Genomic DNA, 16572 nt, shown 5'->3' on the forward strand with positions numbered 1-16572 from the left:
TGGGGATTCCAATGCAGGACAGGAGGCGGGAACCCGAGGTCGGGTTCCCTCTCGGGACACACGGAATCACCACCGCGCGCAGGCGCGGCACACAATCATCGCGACGGGTCTGGATCACAGACAAGTTTTGTTTATCACTGCAAACAAAGTACCAGTTCAGGCACGACGAGTCCGCGACAGGTCGAGCAACCGAACGACGGCGTACCAATGATAACAATATTCTGTTATCGTTGATTACATGAGCTCGAGAGCAAAGATACTGGCGGCGGCAACCGAGTTACTCAACTCCTCTCCGGACGGCGACATCTCCACCCGCGCCGTCTGCGAGAGAGCCGGCGTTGGCGCCCCCGCGCTCTACCGCCAGTTCGGCGACAAAGACGGCCTGCTAGCAGCCGTCGTCGAAGCCGGGTTCTCCGAGTACCTCGCAGGCAAACGCGCTGCGATCCCCTCCGCAGATCCGGTAGCCGATCTACGTGCCGGCTGGGACGCGCATACGGCGTTCGCGCTCGCACATCCTGCGCACTACCGGTTGTTGCACTCACCATCCGCACAGAGCGCCGACACCGCCATGCAAGCCCAGGTGCTACTTCGATCCGTTCTCGAACGCTGCTCTGCCGCAGGTCTTCTGACCGTATCCGTCGACGTGGCAACGCAGATGGTGATGTCCGCCAATGCGGGCGTCGCACTGATGCTCGTCGTGAGACCGCAGCAGTATCCCGACCCGACACTGTCGGGGCGTGTTCGCGACGGAATCCTCGCATCCATCATCGACGAATCCGGCACCCCGCAGGACGCCTCGCTCAACACCGTCGCATCCACCCTGGAGACCCAACTCGCTACGGCAGATTCAACTTCCCTCTCCACCAACGAGGTTGGACTGCTGCGCGAGTGGCTCCGCAAGCTGTCCGACGCACCCGAACCCACTTCAGGAGTTACATCATGACTGACACCACCACCCGCGTCGCCATCGTCACCGGAGCGTCCGGCGGCATCGGCCGAGCAACTGCAGAGAAGCTCGCGGCCGACGGAATGGCTGTCGCCGTTCACTATTCGGGAAATCTTCAACGCGCCCAGGAAACAGTCGACACCATCGTCGCAGCGGGCGGGCACGCCATCGCGGTGCACGCCGATGTCGCAGACGAAGGTGAAGTAGCCGCACTGTTCGACACGGTCGAGCAGGAGTTCGGAGGCATCGACGTTGTTGTCCACGCAGCCGGAATCATGATTCTCTCGACCGTCGCCGAATTGAACTTCGACGACTTCGACCGGATGCACCGCACCAATGTTCGGGGCACGTTTGTTGTCGATCAACAAGCCGCGAGGCGGGTGCGCAGCGGCGGTGCCATCATCAACTTCTCCACCTCCGTGAAGAAGCTGGCCTTCCCGACCTACGCTGCGTACGCGGCCACCAAAGGCGCAGTGGACGCGATCACGCTAGTTCTTGCGAAAGAGCTACGTGGACGCGACATCACAGTCAACGCCGTGGCACCAGGCCCCACCGCCACCGACCTGTTTCTGGACGGGAAAGACGAAGCGACAGTGGAGAACCTGTCGAAGATGGCGCCCCTCGAACGGCTCGGAACTCCGCTCGACATCGCGGAGGCAGTCTCGTTTCTCGCCGGCCCGGCGCGGTGGGTCAACGGTCAGGTGATCTACGTCAACGGCGGCGTCGTCTAGCGCATCTCCCCCGCTCCCACGTATGGATTAAGGCTGACGAGAGGCTTTCCCTCGGCAAATCTGCTGAATCGGAAATCGTTGCCGTCCACGGCCGAATCACTACTGATGCCATCGAGAATCAGATCGGCAACCAGCCGTCCGACAGCCGGGGAAATCTTGTATCCGTGTCCGCTGAAACCGACTGCGAGGAAAAGTCCGTCGACAGGTGACGGGCCGATGATCGGGTTGTAGTCCGGAGTGATGTCGTAACAACCCGCATACGACGACGCCAAACGTGGATCCGGCATCGACGGCAGCAGACGCTCGAGCTTGCCGATCGCGGTCTCCACAAATGCATCCCCTGCCCGATTCAGGTAGTTGTCCGGGTCGGCAAACTCAGGCGCAGAGTGATCACTGTTGCCTACCAACAGGTCTGCGTTGGGTTCGCGCCGGATGTACTGCAGGTTCACCAGATCCGAGAAGGTGGGCACGTGCGGGGTAGGTTCCCCCTGATCAACGAGCAGCAATTGCTCCCACTGCACCTTGATCGGGATGTCGACTCCGACTGTCGCGGCCAACGCGGGTGACCATACGCCGGTAGCAAGAACAACAGTATCCGCATGGATCTCGGCGCCGTCGGCAAGTGTGACGCCGTAGACGGATCCATCCTCTCGCGTCAGAAGTGTTGTCACTTCGGTCGATTGACGAACTGTCACGCCGAGTTCGCGCGCTTTCGTGCCGTATGCCATCCCCGTCATGTACGCATCGCCGTGCCCACCCAAAGGTTCGTAGGCAAAGGCCGCGAAGTCGTCCAGGTTGATGCCCGGCCAGAATGCTCGAACGGCGTCGGCGTCGATGAGGTCGACGGGCACACCCAGAGCACGATGCATCTCGACATTTGCCAACAAGGGTTCTGTGTTGTTGCCGCCAACCCCGACTATGTAACCGGTCTGACGGAAGCCGATATCGGTGCCGAGTACCTGTTCTGCATCCGAAAAGACCTGGACCCCATGCCAGGCCATCGCCGCCAGCGACGGGACCCCGTAGTGGCAGCGAACAATTCCACTCGATTTGCCCGTCATCCCCGAGCACATCGTATTACGCTCGAGCACAACTACATCCGACTCGCCCCGCAGCGCAAGCGACCACGCAATCGCAAGGCCCTCGAGGCCACCTCCCACGATCACTATCCGCGCATGCTCCGCCATCACTTACTCCTGTCTCGAGTTTCTCAACAAGAGACAGTGTTTCATAAAATGAAACCAAGAGTGTGACGGCGAAGTAAAACTTCGCAGACTCACTCGTTCTTCGGTTGTGGCTTCTCCGGGTTCGGCGTGGCCGGATCGATGGTGTCCGCCTGATCCCGCTTCTCGTTCAACTCATCCTTCGAGCTTGCTACGTCCCGCCGATGCTGCGCCGCATGCTGTTGCAGGGCAGATGCTTCCGCAGCTTTGGCATCGGCCTCGGCTTGCACCATGCGAGCCTTCGCCTCACTTTCCTTGGCCCTGGCCTCACGCTGGCCTACTTCGAACGACGACTCCGCCACGTCCTTGCGAATCGCCTCGGCCTCGAGGTGGCGCCGCTCGTTACGTTTGTTGCGAGCCGTCCACACCAGAAGCGCAACGACCACAATCACAACGACCACAACTACAATTGTCCAGATAACACTGCTGGTACTCATACTGAAAGCAGTACCCACCAGCAGATTTCTCACACGCCCATGTCCCCCAGACTTACGTTGGCGCCACACAGAACGACACACAGCTCACCGTCTCGCGGCGGTGAAACCGTGCCGTCCAACACCGGAACCAGCGCTGCGGCGGTACCCAACTCCACGAGTATCCGAAACTCGCGCCACAGAAAAGATCTAGCCCGAACGATCGAATCATCATCTACGACAACACTGTCTACCGCGTTGTCGGTGACGGTCGCCCAGGCTATTGCGCCTACGCGGGACGCTCCGAGAGAATCGGATGCAATGCTGTCCAACTCGATATCAACAGGGTGTCCGGCTTCCAGCGCAGCATGCAACGTGGCGGCACCGATCGGCTCTACCGCAACAACTCGATCCCCTGGCCGCGCTGCGGCGGCGATCCCCGAGACCAGTCCACCGCCGCCCACAGCGATGCAGTACGTTATCGGCCCGCTCGCTTCCTCCGCGACCTCGAGCGCGATGGTTCCGGCACCAGCCACAATGTCGGGAAGATCGTAGGCGTGTAGCTCCAAAGCTCCGCTCGACAAGGCAATCTCGGACGCTGCTGCTGCCGCGAGAACATACCGATCGCCCACCTTTTCGACCGTTGCCCCCAACGCGCCGAGCGCCGCAACTTTTGCATCGGGCGCAGTTTCCGGCACGACCACGGTGCACCCCAACCCCCGGCGACGCGACGCCCATGCAGCTCCGATAGCCGCGTTTCCACCCGACGCGATCACCACCCCCGCACTGGGCATCGTGCCGTCAGCAGCTGCCCGCTCGATCGCGTTGAAACTGCCGCGCACCTTGAACGACCCACCGTATTGGAGGTACTCGAGCTTGAACAGGACCGCAACGTCTCCGTGCGGTGTCGGGACCGTGGTGCGAAAGATCGGAGTCCGTCGAGCCAACCCGTCGATCCGCTCGCGGGCGGCCTCGACGTCAGCGCTCGTCAGGGCTACTGATCCCGTGATGTTCTCGGTGCGAGGAGTCATAAGGCAACCTTACGGATCGGCACCCGCTTTACCGACCACCTGCCACATGGACCACGCTGGGCCACACACGTCACTGGAGTAGCCGACCTCACGTGTCTGGCACTCGACTACTTCGAGTGCTAATCTTGCTGGTGCACAGTGATTTCGGTTGCTGTCACAGGGACTGCGACCATGGGAAACATGGGAGGTGAGTTGCTGTGCTTCGCTTCGATCCGTTCAGTGATATCGATTCGATCGCGAAGTCGCTGCTCGGCGCAGACGTAGGCGCCGGCCGAGTTCCTCGTTTCATGCCGATGGACCTCTACCGGGTCAACGATCACTACGTACTCAACGCCGATCTTCCCGGAGTAGATCCAGGAACCGTCGACGTGAGTGTCGATCACGGAATGCTGACGCTCTCTGCCACGCGTACTGCATCGTCGGACGAAAACATGCAGTGGCTCGCTTCGGAGAGGTTCGCCGGGAGCTACCGGCGGCAACTGGCACTCGGAGAGAACATCGATGCCGACCGAATTTCCGCGACGTACAACAACGGCGTTCTGTCCGTCACGATTCCGATTGCCGAGCAGGCAAAGCCTCGACGCATCGAAATCAGCCGAGCGGGAGATTCCGAACAGACGATGATCAACCCGACGCGTGAGCACGACTCCAATCGTTGATCAACTACCCGCACGTCGTACACGGTAGAAGGAGGCGAGGTCCAGGGTCCGAATACGATGTCTTTGATGGTGATCGCCATTCGGTGGTCACCATCTCTTTGTGCAGCACCGATACCGATGCCCCTTCGCACCGGCATTTACACAGTGTTCACCTGCCCCACTTGCAGGCCTTACACAACCAGTCCACTCTCGGGTGACGGTGATTCACCGCATAAGACACATCGCCGAACACACGTCGCAATCGAACGGCGATCACTCCGGACTCAACAAGGTGGACACATATGGATCAGGCAATCATTGCCGCAGATACCGCGTGGATCTTGGCTGCATTCACTGCCGTATCTCTCATGGTTCCCGGACTGGCCCTGTTCTACGGCGGAATGGTCAGTGTCCGAAGCACTCTCAATATGGTCATGATGACCTTCGGCGGCTTTGCCGTTGTCGGCGTTCTCTGGATCATCTTCGGATACTCCGCAGTCCTCGGCAATTCACTGGGCGGACTCGGATTACTCGGCGACCCACTCGAATACATCGGTTTGGGGCAGCTTCTCGAAGCACCCGCCGAACCCGCACTGCCGCCCGCATTGGTGGCAGGATTCCAGCTTCTGTTCGCCGGCATCACCGTCGCACTGATCTCAGGAGCGTTTGCCGACCGCCTCAAGTTCGGCGCCTGGATGATCTTTGCCGGGATCTGGGCCACTCTCGTGTACTTCCCGGTTGCGCATTGGGTATTTGCCTTCGACTCCGCCGACGGCAGCGTCGTCGGCGGCTGGATCGCCAATAAACTTGCCGCAGTGGACTTCGCGGGTGGAACCGCTGTGCACATCAATGCCGGTATCGCCGCACTCGCGGTGATCCTGGTGCTCGGTAAGCGTCGTACATTCCCGAACGCGCCACGGCCGCACAGCGTTCCACTGACCATCCTCGGCGCCGGCATCCTGTTCTTCGGCTGGTTCGGGTTCAACGGCGGTTCTGCACTGGCTGCCAACAACAATGCGTCGGTAGTCATCTTGAATACCGTCGCCGCCGCGTGTGCCGGCATCTGTGCCTGGCTCGTCGTCGAAAAGTTCCGCGAGGGTCATGCTACGACGCTCGGCGCTGCTTCCGGGCTGATCGCGGCTCTGGTCGCCATCACCCCTGCGTGTGGTGCAGTCTCACCGATGGGTGCGTTGATCGTCGGTGCAGCAGCAGGCGCGTTGTGCTGCTTCGCCATTTCGTTCAAGTTCAAGCTCGGCTACGACGACGCACTCGACGTGGTCGGGATCCACCTCGTCGGCGGCATCCTCGGTACTCTGCTTGTCGGTTTGCTCGCCGTACCCGAGGCGCCCAGCGGCGCTCAGGGACTGTTCTACGGGGGTGGCCTCGAGCTACTGGGCAAGCAGAGCGTGGCAGTGGCCGCTGTGGTCGCCTACTCGTTTATCGTCACGTTCATCATCGCAAAGGGTATCGACCTCGCGATGGGCCTACGTGTCAACCCGGAAACCGAGTACGAGGGCCTCGACGTGGCTGTTCACGGCGAAACCGCGTACGTCATGGATTCCGTCTCGATGACCAGTTCCACGAAGCACCAGCCCGACGCGGTATCTGTTGCCGCCGAATCCATGACCACCAAAGCTGCAACCGCAGTAGAAAGCAGTTCGTAGTCTCACAGACGTCCCGAAGTGTGCCCCTGCTCTCGACATCGAGCGCAGGGGCACACTGCTGTTCAGCCCTGGTGATTGTCAGGGTACGCAGTCACTGCCAGGAATCGAATAGGTAACTCCACCAACTCGTTCGGTCCGTGCAGCCCCTCACCGTCGAGCAGGAGCGAGTCTCCTGGACGCAAGCGATACTCCGAGTCGCCATGGCCGTAGATCATTTCACCTTCGAGCATGTACAGCAGTTCGGTACCGGGGTGTTGAAAGAGCGGAAACACTTCACTGGCGTCGGTCAACGTGACAAGAACGGGTTCGAGTCGTTTGTTCTGCCCGCGCAACGCACCGAGCAGTTCGTAATGGTGCCCGACCCGGGTGCCGCGGCCGACGATCTCCGCACCGTGGCCGGCTTCGACGAAGACCGCGTCCCGCTTGGCATCGGCTCCGCGGAAGAGAGAGGTGACCGGCACATCGAGACCGGCCGCGAGGCGGGCCAGGGTGGAGAGGCTGCAAGACGTCTGGGCATTCTCGATCTTGGACAGCATCGCCTTCGAGATCCCGACTCTCGTAGCCATGTCCCCGACCGACAGACCACTGGCCAACCGGAGCTTGCGCACCTGGGCTGCGATCACCTTCTCGAGGTCGAGGCCGGTCGGAGTGTCCGCAGGAACTTCGCGCTGCTCCGGTGCCGGGTCTCCCGTGTCTCGGTGGACACTGCGCTTCGACGTCGTCATAGGCACAAGCCTAACGGCGCGTCTACTGGGAGTAGACGCGCCGTCACTGATTGTGTGGCTTACATTCGTGTTACATCGCCCCGGGGATCCAGGTGGTGCCGGCTAGCGGCACCCGCGCCATTGCCGAGGCCTCCACTGTCAACGCAACCAGATCCTGCGGTTCGAGATTGCGGAGGTGCGATTTGCCGCAGGCCCGCGCCAGGGTCTGTGCTTCCATCGTCAGAACCCGCAAGTAGTTCGCGAGGCGTCGGCCGGCGTCAACCGGATCGAGGTTCTTTGCCAACTCTGGATCCTGAGTGGTGATTCCGGCCGGATCACGCCCCGCCTGAAAATCATCGTAGAACCCGGGAGCAGATCCGATCTCCGCGTACTGCTCCGCAAACCGGGGGTGGTTGTCGCCCAGCGCAATGAGTGCCGCTGTCCCGATGGCAACAGCGTCTGCGCCCAACGCCATCGCCTTGGCAACATCTGCGCCGCTTCGGATTCCGCCGGAGACGATCAACTGCACCGAACCGTCACCGCTCCCACGATGAACGCCCATCTCCTGCAACGCCTGTACTGCTTGTGGAATCGCGGCCAGCGTGGGAATTCCGACGTGTTCGATGAACACGTCCTGAGTGGCAGCCGTCCCACCCTGCATACCGTCCACCACCACGACATCGGCGCCGGCTTTCACGGCAAGTTTCACGTCGTAGTAGGTGCGTGTTGCGCCCACCTTGACGTAGATCGGCTTCTCCCAACCCGTGATCTCACGCAATTCGATGATCTTGATCGCCAAGTCGTCAGGGCCAGTCCAGTCCGGATGGCGGCAGGCGCTTCGCTGGTCCACCCCCATCGGCAGCGTTCGCATTCCGGCAACACGCTCGGTGATCTTCTGGCCCAACAGCATTCCGCCGCCACCAGGCTTGGCGCCCTGACCGAGCACGATCTCGATGGCATCCGCCTTCCGAAGATCGTCCGGGTTCATGCCGTAACGCGACGGTAGGTACTGGTACACCAGATTCTTGGACTGCCCCCTCTCCTCCGGCGTCATTCCGCCGTCGCCGGTGGTTGTGGATGTGCCCACTTCACTGGCCCCGCGCCCCAGAGCTTCCTTGGCCTGACCGGACAATGCGCCGAAGCTCATCCCCGCAATCGTGATCGGAATATCCAGGTGCAGCGGAAACTTCGCATGACGGCCACCGAGCACCACATCGGTGTCGCACTTCTCGCGATACCCTTCCAACGGGTACCGCGACATCGACGCGCCGAGGAACAGCAGATCGTCGAAATGCGGCAGCTTTCGCTTTGCGCCCCAGCCGCGGATGTCGTAGATCCCGGTGTCTGCGGCCCTCTGGATCTCGTGGATGACCCCGCGGTCGAAGGTCGCGGATTCACGAAGCCATGGTGCGGTTGTGCTCGGAGTGGTCATGGAAGGCTCCTTCGGAGAAAAAGATTCAGTACGCCGAAGCGTTGTCGACGTGGAAGTTGTACAGCGACCGGGCGGAGCCGTAACGGGTGAACTCACGTGGATCTGCGTCGAATCCGGCTGCGCCCAGCAGTTCCTGAAGCTCGACGAGATGCTCGGGGCGCATCTCCTTCTTGATGCAGTCGGCGCCGAGAGACGCCACGGTTCCGCGAACGTAGATCCGAGCTTCGTACAGCGAATCTCCCAACGCTTCACCGGCATCTCCGAGAACAACCAGCCGACCGGCCTGCCCCATGAACGCGCTCATGTGTCCGATGTTTCCACCGACCACGATGTCGACGCCCTTCATCGAAATACCGCAGCGCGCAGCAGCATTGCCTTCCACCACCAACAGTCCGCCGTGGGCCGTCGCACCCGCGGACTGCGACGCGTCGCCGCGTACCCGCACTGTCCCCGACATCATGTTCTCGGCAACTCCGACACCGGCGTTTCCGTTGACGGTCACCGAGGCCTGCTGATTCATCCCGGCGCAGTAGTAGCCGACGTGCCCGTCGATTGTGACGTCTATCGGCTGATTCAATCCGCACGCGAGTGCATGCTTACCGGCCGGATGACTCACGCTCACGCTGCTCGGAGCCTCGGTGGACTGAAGTGCGGCGTTGAAATCTCGGGTTTCGGTGATATCGAGATCAAAAGATTTGGTAGAGAGCGTGACCGGTGCGGAATCTACCGGAACTGCTGTCATCGGTGCCATACGTAAACCTCTTCCGGCTCTGGTTCGAAAATGTGTGCCTGGTCGATTCCGGGCAATCCCGCAAGTGCGCGGTATTCGGAGGCCATCGCGACGTACTGATCCGTCTCGGCGACGATCGCAGGCTTGCAGGCAATCGGATCACGCACTACCGCAAAGGAATCACTGGTCGAGACCAGCAGGGTGTAAAACCCGTCGAATCGCTCACCCAACAGTCGGAGCGCCTTCTCGAGGTCGACACCTTCGGAGAGTTGCTTGGCTACGAACCTCGCACCTACCTCCGTGTCGTTCTCACTGTCGAAGACCACACCTTCCGATTCGAGTTCACGTTTCATCGTCAGGTGATTGGAGAACGACCCGTTATGTACGAGGCATTGGTCCGGGCCGACGGCGAAGGGATGTGAACCTGCCGCCGTCACAGCCGATTCCGTTGCCATACGGGTATGCGCAACACCTTGCCACCCCGATGCCGACGGCAAGCCGAATCCACGCGCCAACTCGAGCGGGTTGCCCATTCCCTTCAGAACGGTGACATCCTCACCGAATCCGATGATCACCGCTGCGGGGAGCGTCTCACGGACTGCCGCCAGAAGAACGTCAGTCGGAACGGCGGCGTGGATGACGGTGGTGGGATCCGCCTCGAGTACGGTCACCGCAGCACCCACCGACTCGGTGAGACTGTCCGCCAAGAACACAGCGTCTGATCCCGCACCGAGTACCGACACCGAACTGTGCCCGGCCGGTGACCACGTCGGGTCTCCGTAGATCGCCATACCGGCAGAATCCGGTCCACGATCCACCATTTCGCCCAGCATTCCGGTGAGCAGTTCACCGAGGCGGGGATACAGCGAGGGCTCTCTCAGATGAAGCCCGACAATGCCACACATGGGCAGTCTCCTTGTCTCTTGCGAAGGAATACGAGAATCAGAACGCGGTGAGGTAGTTGTCCACTTCCCAGGGAGTTACCGTGTTGTGCCACTGGAAGAACTCTTCACGCTTGAGGGTCGTGAAGTACCCAGCCACGTCGGCGCCCGCAGAATTCAGCGCCCCGGTCACCACGGGGTCTGCGGCCAAGGCATCCATGGCGTGCAGCAACGTCATCGGCAGCGAATCCGACGTCGATGCGCCTCCCGGTTCGCCTGGGTCCAGTTCGCGCCGAATACCGTCCAGACCGGCTGCGATCGTCGCGGCGGCGGCAAGATACGGGTTGGCAGAGCCGTCACCACCACGCAGTTCGACGCGGTTGCGATCGGGAACCCGGAGATAGTGTGTGCGGTCGTTGCCGCCGTACGTCGCATGCCGCGGTGACCACGTTGCGCCACTGGTCGTTGCGGTGGCTCCGGTTCTCTTGTACGAGTTGACCGTCGGGGCAATCACTCCTTGGAGTGCACACGCATGGTCGAGAATTCCGGCGATGAAGGAGTACGCGGTCGACGACAATCCGAGGCCTCGCTCGTCCGTCGAATCCGGGAATGCCGATTCTCCGTCTCGCCAGAGCGAGAGATGCATATGCATGCCGCTCCCCGTACGGTCGGCGAAGGGCTTCGGCATGAATGTTGCAGTCATACCGCGTTCTTCGGCAAGGACGGAGATCAGGTAGCGCAACGTGATCACTCGGTCGGCGGTGGTCATCGCATCCGAGTAGTTGAAATTCTGTTCGAACTGCCCGTTTCCGTCCTCGTGGTCGTTGGCGTAGTTTCCCCACCCCAGCTTGTTCATGGCAGTAGAAATCGACGTCAGGTGCTCGTACATGCGGGTGACATCGCGGGCGTCGTAGCACGGTTGGCGTGAGGTATCGAGAGTGTCTGCGGTGCGCAGGGCTCCGCTCTCGTCCTTGTCCACGAGGAAGTACTCGATCTCCGCTCCTACGTTCACGTCCAAGCCCATCTCCGCTGCCTCCGCGAGCACGGATCGCAGCATCACTCTCGGTGCGTAAGGCCAAGGCTTACCCTCGACATGCGGATCGCAGTGCACCAGCGCAAGGCCGGGCCGGATAAATGGAATAGGGGTGTAGGAGGTTGGGTCGGGGATCGCCACGAGATCGGGATCCTTCGGCTCCTGCCCCATCGCGCCGGCTGCGTAACCCGCAAATCCGACGCCCTCTGTCTGCAGTTCTTCCACCGATTCGATCGGCACCAACTTCGCGCACGGTTTACCGGCGAGATTGACGAATACCGCGAGGATGAATCGTGTTCCGTCGGCCCGCGCTCGCGTTGCCAGGTCCATCGGGCGCTCACCTGTCACTGCGTCCGACATTGCCTGGGGCACTGCATGCAACTCTGCCGCTGTTTCGTTCAGTTCGGCGGTGTCGATCGCCATCGAGACTCCTAGTTTCACGCAGGGCCCTAGTTCCACCCAACGTGGTCGGCTATTCCGGTTTCACTGGGTGAATCACTGTCATCTAACAGGAAACAAGGTTGATATGTCCATCTCGTTACGCCCAAGTGAGGTTGTGATGACGGCACCGTCGGCACTGGTGAATTTCTAATCAAGTTGCAGCGAAACAGATTACGGAGATTTTGTTTACCGCCACGTAACCGAAAATCAGTTTCCTCTCATTACAGTAAGTTTCACGTCAGCGATCACATCCCTGCGATCGGACGCTCTTTCATCCATCCCATTCCCTCAGGAGCACCGATGAGCATTTCTACGACGTCCACCACACCGGCAGAGTTCCGCGTCACCGCAGACTTCTGGGCAGACCTCCCCCAGATGCCCGAATCCGAGTACCCCGGCACCAAGGGATTCATCGACGACGTCTACTCCAATCCAGACGGTTCAGCGATGTCCGCGGGCTACTTCGAATTGATCCAGACCGACGCTCCACTCGACTACCTCTACGAATACGACGAAATGAAGGTGGTCCTCGAAGGCGAGTTCGTTCTCGAAAACCTTGATACCGGCCAAGTGAGTGTCGCGAAGGCCAAAGATGCGATCTTCTTCCCCAAGGGTTCGCGCATCAGGTTCACCACCCCCGATCGCGCGCTGGCCTACTACGTCGGCCACCGCTCGTTCGCACCGTAAGCCAACCGTCGTGAGTGTCTGTGCCCGGTCGACCAGCGTTCCGCGCTGGGACGCCGAACGGCTTCTCAGCGATCCGGACGGACGCTACTTCACCGTCGTCTCCTTCGGTGATCGCGCACACACCGATGCGCAGCAGGTCGTCGGAGAACACTCCGGCCACCGGGTCAGCTGGTTGAAACTCGGCTCGCAGTGGAGCGCCGTGACATCCGCAGTGTTGCAGCGAGAGTTCGCTGCCGCGAGAGTGGGTTGGCGATTGATCGTGATCGGCGCCGAAATCGAAGTACTACAGGCACGTTCGGCGGCAATCGCCGCCGGCGCCATACCCGCAGAGATCCTGACGTACGTCACAGGCGACGCGCAACGCCGCGTCTACTGCGTACATTGCCGGCACGTTCACCAAACAGATACACCTGTCGGAGCACTCAGCCCCTGTCCGCGATGCCGTACCGACTTGTTTGTCTACCACCATGTATCCCGTAGGTACGGAGCCTATCTCGGGTTCATGGCCGATGCCGAGGAGCAATGATGACCGCAACAACGGACGCACCTGGCGTCACAGACACCAAGTCGTTGACCTTGGTGCTCACAGAGGCCACCATGCTCTGCGGCGGTGTCCGATCTCTCCGCCTCGAAAGCGCCGACGGCTCAACACTTCCGTCCTTCACGCCCGGGAGTCACCTTGTTCTCGACTGCGGTACAACACCCCAGGGAATGCCGCGGCGCAATTCGTATTCGATGACCGGGCCGGAACTCGAACCGGATCACTATTGCGTTTCGGTCCAGCTGGATCGAGGCGGTAGAGGTGGATCACGCTGGATTCACGACTTGGAGATCGGCACGAGTATCCGCACGTCGCGCCCGCGCAGTGTGTTCGCTCCGGTACTCACGGCACGGCATCACTTGCTGATTGCCGGCGGAATCGGTGTGACGCCGATACTGTCGCACGCGCGGGCCGCCGCACAATGGGGTCGATCCTTCACCGTCCTGTACGTGTGGCGGGGAACCGACGCAGCGCACCTGGCCGAACTACGCGAACTGTGCGGATCACGTCTGCACGTCTTCTCCTCACGCCAGGAGTTGTGGGCCCACCTGGGGCCGGCTCTGCTGAAACAACCACTGGGCACCCACCTGTACACGTGCGGCCCCAGCGCGATGATCGACGCCGTCGAGGGTGCCGCCAAAGCAGCGGGATGGCCGAGTGCCCGCATTCACTACGAACGTTTCGGCGGCGTGGAGCTGGACCCCGGACAACCGTTTACCGTCGCATTGCGCGGCAGCGGACAAGAGTTCGACGTACCTTCCGGAACAAGTGTCCTCGAGACCCTCGAACAGCACGGCATCACCATCCCCAATCTCTGCCGTCAAGGAGTATGCGGCGAGTGCCGAATACCGGTGGCAGACGGGAGCGTTGCACATCGCGATCTATATCTGACCGACGAGGAGAAATCCCGTGGCACATCGATGATGGCCTGTGTATCGCGGGCCGAGGGATCACGATTGGAGTTGAACTTGTGAACGCATCGGCAGAACTACTCGACGTGCCCACTCGAATTGCGAATTTCCCGTTCCCTTTTGCCAAGGACTCGTACCGCTACAGCACCAACGTCGAACCTGCCGGGACACCTGCAAGAACGGCCGCCGGCGAGTGGGGCAAACACACGATCGAGATCGACGAGAACTACCATCACGAATTGGCCGAGCGAACAAGGATATTGACTTCGGACGCCAGTCGATATCAGAGTCTGCCCCACATGATGCCGGCGCAGTGGGACGCCATGATCTCGATCATGCGCATGCTCGCCGAGAGCTATCCGGACTCCATGAGTCTCGAACGCGACGGCACGGCCTGGATCTGGCGAAACGGATTGCTCGATACCGAGCAGCGGTTTGTCGTCGGCGATCTCGGTACACTTCCGATCGACCCACTTCGGTTTGCCACCAACCAGATTCAGGAGGACGTTGTCCTCCTCGATCAGCGAGAAGGACAGCTCTGGGGCGACGCCGGTGTGGTTACCTTCGCAGCTGATTGGTCATTGCGATTCGACGTCGGTATGAGCTTTCTGCAGATCCACGGCCCGGTACCTCGCGTACATGCCGAGGGTGTTGTCACCCGCGCCCAGAGTTTTCTCATGCGCCTCGAACCCGGTGAGCGATACCGCCGAACCAACTGGACCTTGACCGTCGACGGCAAACTCGACACCTCTACCGAGACTTATCCGCAGTGGGGACCCGACCGAACCAGCCTGGCCCGGGGACCACTCGAGGATGTCGGCGACCGACTGTTCCTCCGCGTCGAGGTACAGCACCTGATTCGCTTGGCAACCTCCGGATCGATCATGTTTCTGATCCGGAGTTACCTTCTGCCACTACGAGATATCGCATCGGTTCCCGTCTGGGCCCAGCGTCTACACGCAGTACTCGACGACCTGCCGGAAGACATGGCCGACTACAAAGGGATTACCAAAACCCGCGGGCCGGCAATGGAGTGGCTGCGCGCGCATGCAGGAGTGGGCTCGTGACCGCAATCCCGGAACTGGATAGTGCCGGGCGTGAGTTTCTCCTCATCTCACTCGGCGGGTGTCCCGACGGTCGAAACACCGTGATCGACTGGGCAACCGAGGCAATCGCCGCCGGGCGATCCGTGACTGTTCACGTTCAGAATCAACTCGATCTCTCGCGCATCGAGCAGTCGGTGGCAGGTTGCCACACCGGTGTCCGCATTGCCGTTGCCGGTCCAGAGTACGACGTGATGCAAGCACTGGCCGCCATACGTGCCTGCGGCGCACTGCCATGCGAAGTGCGATCCAGCGTCACGAGCACGGGAACAATTTCGCTCTTCTGCCCACATTGCGCACACACCCATCGGGTCGAGACCCGTCCCGGCTCGGCACACGAATGCCCTTCGTGCCGACTACTACTCGATATCCGGGTACACAGAAATTCACATCACGGGAGCTACCTCGGCTCCGTCGCCGCGTAACACCCCCTTTCCACTCGAGGAGCGCAGTTGTGAGTGATCTGAAAACCTTGCCGTGGCCGTTCCCCGACGAAGACCGAACCTTTCGCTACGGCGTCAACGTTCAACCGGCACCGCGGTTGACGACAACTCTGGCAGGCGAATGGGGTGAACACGTCGTTGATCTCGGCGACGACTACCTCTACATGATGCAGCTACGACGCGACATCCTCGATCGGGATCCAGGCCGGGCACAGATGCTGCCACACATGATGCCGGCGTGCTGGGACGTCATGCTGTTTCTCATGCGTCAACTCGCCGCGTCCTATCCGGCTTCGATGTTGTTGGAAGGCAGAGGTAATCGCTATCGCTGGACCAATCGGCTACTGGGGATCGAACAGAGCTTCACACTCGGAGATCTGTTCACCCTTCCCGAAGACCCACTGACATTCATCGGTTGCCAGGTACCCGACGATATTCTGCTGCTCACCGAACGCGACGACCAATTGTGGTTCGACGCCGCACTGGTCACCTCGTCTGCCGACTGGTCCGTGAAATTCGATATCGGAATGAGTTTCGACGAGATTCACGTACCGGTACCTGGGTTGACCGCAGGTGGCGTAACCGGCAGAGCCCAGAGTTTCATGCGGATGCTGACAACAGAGCAGATCTATCGCCGGGTGAACTGGACGTTCTCCGCCGTCGGTTCCCGGTTGCGTGACACCAGCCTCGAAACGATGCCGCAGTGGATGCACGACATGCCGGAGTTGATCTCCCAGAAAGACTGGGGCCGAATCCAACTCCGCATCGAACTCGAACACCTGATCCGACTTCCCTTGACCGGAGCACTGGTCTTCAATATCCGCACGTACCTGGCCCCGCTGTCGGACATCGCCGCAGTCCCACAATGGGCGGAGCAATTGGCGGCCATAGTGACCGAACTACCTCAGGAAATAGCCGAATACAAAGGTATCGACGGTTACCGCGTGGAAGCAATGAAGTGGCTACGTGCACAATCCGAGGTGCTCGCTGCGACGGGCTGAGCGTTCGCTTACAGTCGGA

18 protein-coding genes are annotated in these 16572 nt (G+C 60.8%); 10 read left to right on the forward strand and 8 right to left on the reverse strand.

What is annotated here, in order from left to right:
- Positions 1-238: 238 nt before the first annotated feature.
- Both CJ178_RS18365 and CJ178_RS18370 read left to right on the forward strand, forming a co-directional pair.
- Complete coding sequence (locus tag CJ178_RS18365) at positions 239-943, forward strand: TetR/AcrR family transcriptional regulator (RefSeq protein ID WP_095887321.1); 705 nt, start codon at positions 239-241, stop codon at positions 941-943.
- Complete coding sequence (locus CJ178_RS18370; RefSeq protein WP_033233596.1) at positions 940-1677, forward strand: SDR family oxidoreductase; 738 nt, start codon at positions 940-942, stop codon at positions 1675-1677. Before CJ178_RS18365 ends, CJ178_RS18370 begins: the two co-directional genes overlap by 4 nt.
- On the opposite strand, the gene CJ178_RS18375 is transcribed toward CJ178_RS18370, so the two are convergent.
- The 3 genes from CJ178_RS18375 to CJ178_RS18385 form a co-directional block, all read right to left on the reverse strand.
- Positions 1674-2864: an NAD(P)/FAD-dependent oxidoreductase gene (locus CJ178_RS18375; protein WP_095887322.1), complete on the reverse strand. Its 1191-nt coding sequence runs from the start codon at positions 2862-2864 to the stop codon at positions 1674-1676. The two genes, CJ178_RS18370 and CJ178_RS18375, sit on opposite strands and share 4 nt — an antisense overlap.
- 89 nt (positions 2865-2953) lie before the next feature.
- Entirely contained in the window at positions 2954-3337 is a 384-nt protein-coding gene (locus tag CJ178_RS18380; protein WP_257013253.1) for a hypothetical protein, read from the reverse strand.
- 29 nt (positions 3338-3366) lie between these two features.
- The gene (locus CJ178_RS18385; protein WP_095887323.1) at positions 3367-4344 is read right to left on the reverse strand and encodes a serine/threonine dehydratase; all 978 of its coding nucleotides are present in this window, start codon (positions 4342-4344) and stop codon (positions 3367-3369) included.
- 197 nt (positions 4345-4541) lie between these two features.
- On the opposite strand from CJ178_RS18385, the gene CJ178_RS18390 reads away from it, so the two are divergent.
- Positions 4542-5003, forward strand: a complete 462-nt coding sequence (locus CJ178_RS18390; RefSeq protein ID WP_033233599.1) for an Hsp20/alpha crystallin family protein — start codon at positions 4542-4544, stop codon at positions 5001-5003.
- Between the two features lie 281 nt (positions 5004-5284).
- On the forward strand, positions 5285-6646 hold the full coding sequence (locus CJ178_RS18395) for an ammonium transporter (protein WP_033233600.1): 1362 nt from the start codon (positions 5285-5287) through the stop codon (positions 6644-6646).
- Positions 6647-6708: 62 nt separating this feature from the next.
- On the opposite strand, the gene CJ178_RS18400 is transcribed toward CJ178_RS18395, so the two are convergent.
- From CJ178_RS18400 to glnT, 5 genes are all read right to left on the reverse strand, one after another.
- Entirely contained in the window at positions 6709-7371 is a 663-nt protein-coding gene (locus CJ178_RS18400) for a helix-turn-helix domain-containing protein (RefSeq protein ID WP_095887324.1), read from the reverse strand.
- A 70-nt stretch (positions 7372-7441) separates the two neighbouring features.
- Positions 7442-8782, reverse strand: a complete 1341-nt coding sequence (locus tag CJ178_RS18405) for an FMN-binding glutamate synthase family protein (protein WP_033233602.1) — start codon at positions 8780-8782, stop codon at positions 7442-7444.
- A gap of 25 nt (positions 8783-8807) precedes the next feature.
- Entirely contained in the window at positions 8808-9533 is a 726-nt protein-coding gene (locus CJ178_RS18410) for a protein glxC (RefSeq protein WP_033233603.1), read from the reverse strand.
- A complete protein-coding gene (locus CJ178_RS18415; RefSeq protein ID WP_045065419.1) occupies positions 9521-10417 on the reverse strand; it encodes a class II glutamine amidotransferase in 897 nt (298 codons plus the stop codon). Before CJ178_RS18415 ends, CJ178_RS18410 begins: the two co-directional genes overlap by 13 nt.
- A 37-nt stretch (positions 10418-10454) precedes the next feature.
- Positions 10455-11849: a type III glutamate--ammonia ligase gene (gene glnT, locus CJ178_RS18420; protein WP_033233605.1), complete on the reverse strand. Its 1395-nt coding sequence runs from the start codon at positions 11847-11849 to the stop codon at positions 10455-10457.
- A 318-nt stretch (positions 11850-12167) separates the two neighbouring features.
- Between glnT and CJ178_RS18425 the strand changes: the two genes are divergently transcribed.
- Genes CJ178_RS18425 through CJ178_RS18450 form a run of 6 tightly spaced genes read left to right on the forward strand, consistent with a single transcriptional unit; the run spans position 12168 to position 16553 of the window.
- A complete protein-coding gene (locus tag CJ178_RS18425) occupies positions 12168-12554 on the forward strand; it encodes a cupin domain-containing protein (protein WP_045065424.1) in 387 nt (128 codons plus the stop codon).
- 10 nt (positions 12555-12564) lie between these two features.
- Entirely contained in the window at positions 12565-13080 is a 516-nt protein-coding gene (locus CJ178_RS18430; RefSeq protein WP_095887325.1) for a dimethylamine monooxygenase subunit DmmA family protein, read from the forward strand.
- Entirely contained in the window at positions 13080-14069 is a 990-nt protein-coding gene (locus CJ178_RS18435) for a PDR/VanB family oxidoreductase (protein ID WP_095887326.1), read from the forward strand. The genes CJ178_RS18430 and CJ178_RS18435 overlap by 1 nt, the downstream gene beginning before the upstream one ends.
- The gene (locus tag CJ178_RS18440; RefSeq protein WP_095887327.1) at positions 14066-15073 is read left to right on the forward strand and encodes a heme-dependent oxidative N-demethylase family protein; all 1008 of its coding nucleotides are present in this window, start codon (positions 14066-14068) and stop codon (positions 15071-15073) included. Before CJ178_RS18435 ends, CJ178_RS18440 begins: the two co-directional genes overlap by 4 nt.
- A complete protein-coding gene (locus CJ178_RS32495; protein WP_143547526.1) occupies positions 15070-15534 on the forward strand; it encodes a dimethylamine monooxygenase subunit DmmA family protein in 465 nt (154 codons plus the stop codon). Before CJ178_RS18440 ends, CJ178_RS32495 begins: the two co-directional genes overlap by 4 nt.
- Positions 15535-15563: 29 nt before the next feature.
- On the forward strand, positions 15564-16553 hold the full coding sequence (locus CJ178_RS18450) for a heme-dependent oxidative N-demethylase family protein (protein ID WP_257013254.1): 990 nt from the start codon (positions 15564-15566) through the stop codon (positions 16551-16553).
- Positions 16554-16572: the final 19 nt, after the last annotated feature.

This window comes from Rhodococcus sp. ACPA4 (assembly GCF_002300185.1).
In the GTDB taxonomy this organism is placed as follows: domain Bacteria; phylum Actinomycetota; class Actinomycetes; order Mycobacteriales; family Mycobacteriaceae; genus Rhodococcus_F; species Rhodococcus_F globerula.

What these genes read in the sequence shown, in the direction of transcription:
- CJ178_RS18365 (WP_095887321.1), top strand. Translation starts at nt 239, where the DNA reads ATGAGCTCGAGAGCAAAGATACTGGCGGCGGCAACCGAGTTACTCAAC.
- CJ178_RS18370 (WP_033233596.1), top strand. Translation starts at nt 940, where the DNA reads ATGACTGACACCACCACCCGCGTCGCCATCGTCACCGGAGCGTCCGGC.
- CJ178_RS18375 (WP_095887322.1), bottom strand. Translation starts at nt 2,864, where the DNA reads ATGGCGGAGCATGCGCGGATAGTGATCGTGGGAGGTGGCCTCGAGGGC.
- CJ178_RS18380 (WP_257013253.1), bottom strand. Translation starts at nt 3,337, where the DNA reads ATGAGTACCAGCAGTGTTATCTGGACAATTGTAGTTGTGGTCGTTGTG.
- CJ178_RS18385 (WP_095887323.1), bottom strand. Translation starts at nt 4,344, where the DNA reads ATGACTCCTCGCACCGAGAACATCACGGGATCAGTAGCCCTGACGAGC.
- CJ178_RS18395 (WP_033233600.1), top strand. Translation starts at nt 5,285, where the DNA reads ATGGATCAGGCAATCATTGCCGCAGATACCGCGTGGATCTTGGCTGCA.
- CJ178_RS18400 (WP_095887324.1), bottom strand. Translation starts at nt 7,371, where the DNA reads ATGACGACGTCGAAGCGCAGTGTCCACCGAGACACGGGAGACCCGGCA.
- CJ178_RS18405 (WP_033233602.1), bottom strand. Translation starts at nt 8,782, where the DNA reads ATGACCACTCCGAGCACAACCGCACCATGGCTTCGTGAATCCGCGACC.
- CJ178_RS18410 (WP_033233603.1), bottom strand. Translation starts at nt 9,533, where the DNA reads ATGGCACCGATGACAGCAGTTCCGGTAGATTCCGCACCGGTCACGCTC.
- CJ178_RS18415 (WP_045065419.1), bottom strand. Translation starts at nt 10,417, where the DNA reads ATGTGTGGCATTGTCGGGCTTCATCTGAGAGAGCCCTCGCTGTATCCC.
- glnT (WP_033233605.1), bottom strand. Translation starts at nt 11,849, where the DNA reads ATGGCGATCGACACCGCCGAACTGAACGAAACAGCGGCAGAGTTGCAT.
- CJ178_RS18425 (WP_045065424.1), top strand. Translation starts at nt 12,168, where the DNA reads ATGAGCATTTCTACGACGTCCACCACACCGGCAGAGTTCCGCGTCACC.
- CJ178_RS18435 (WP_095887326.1), top strand. Translation starts at nt 13,080, where the DNA reads ATGACCGCAACAACGGACGCACCTGGCGTCACAGACACCAAGTCGTTG.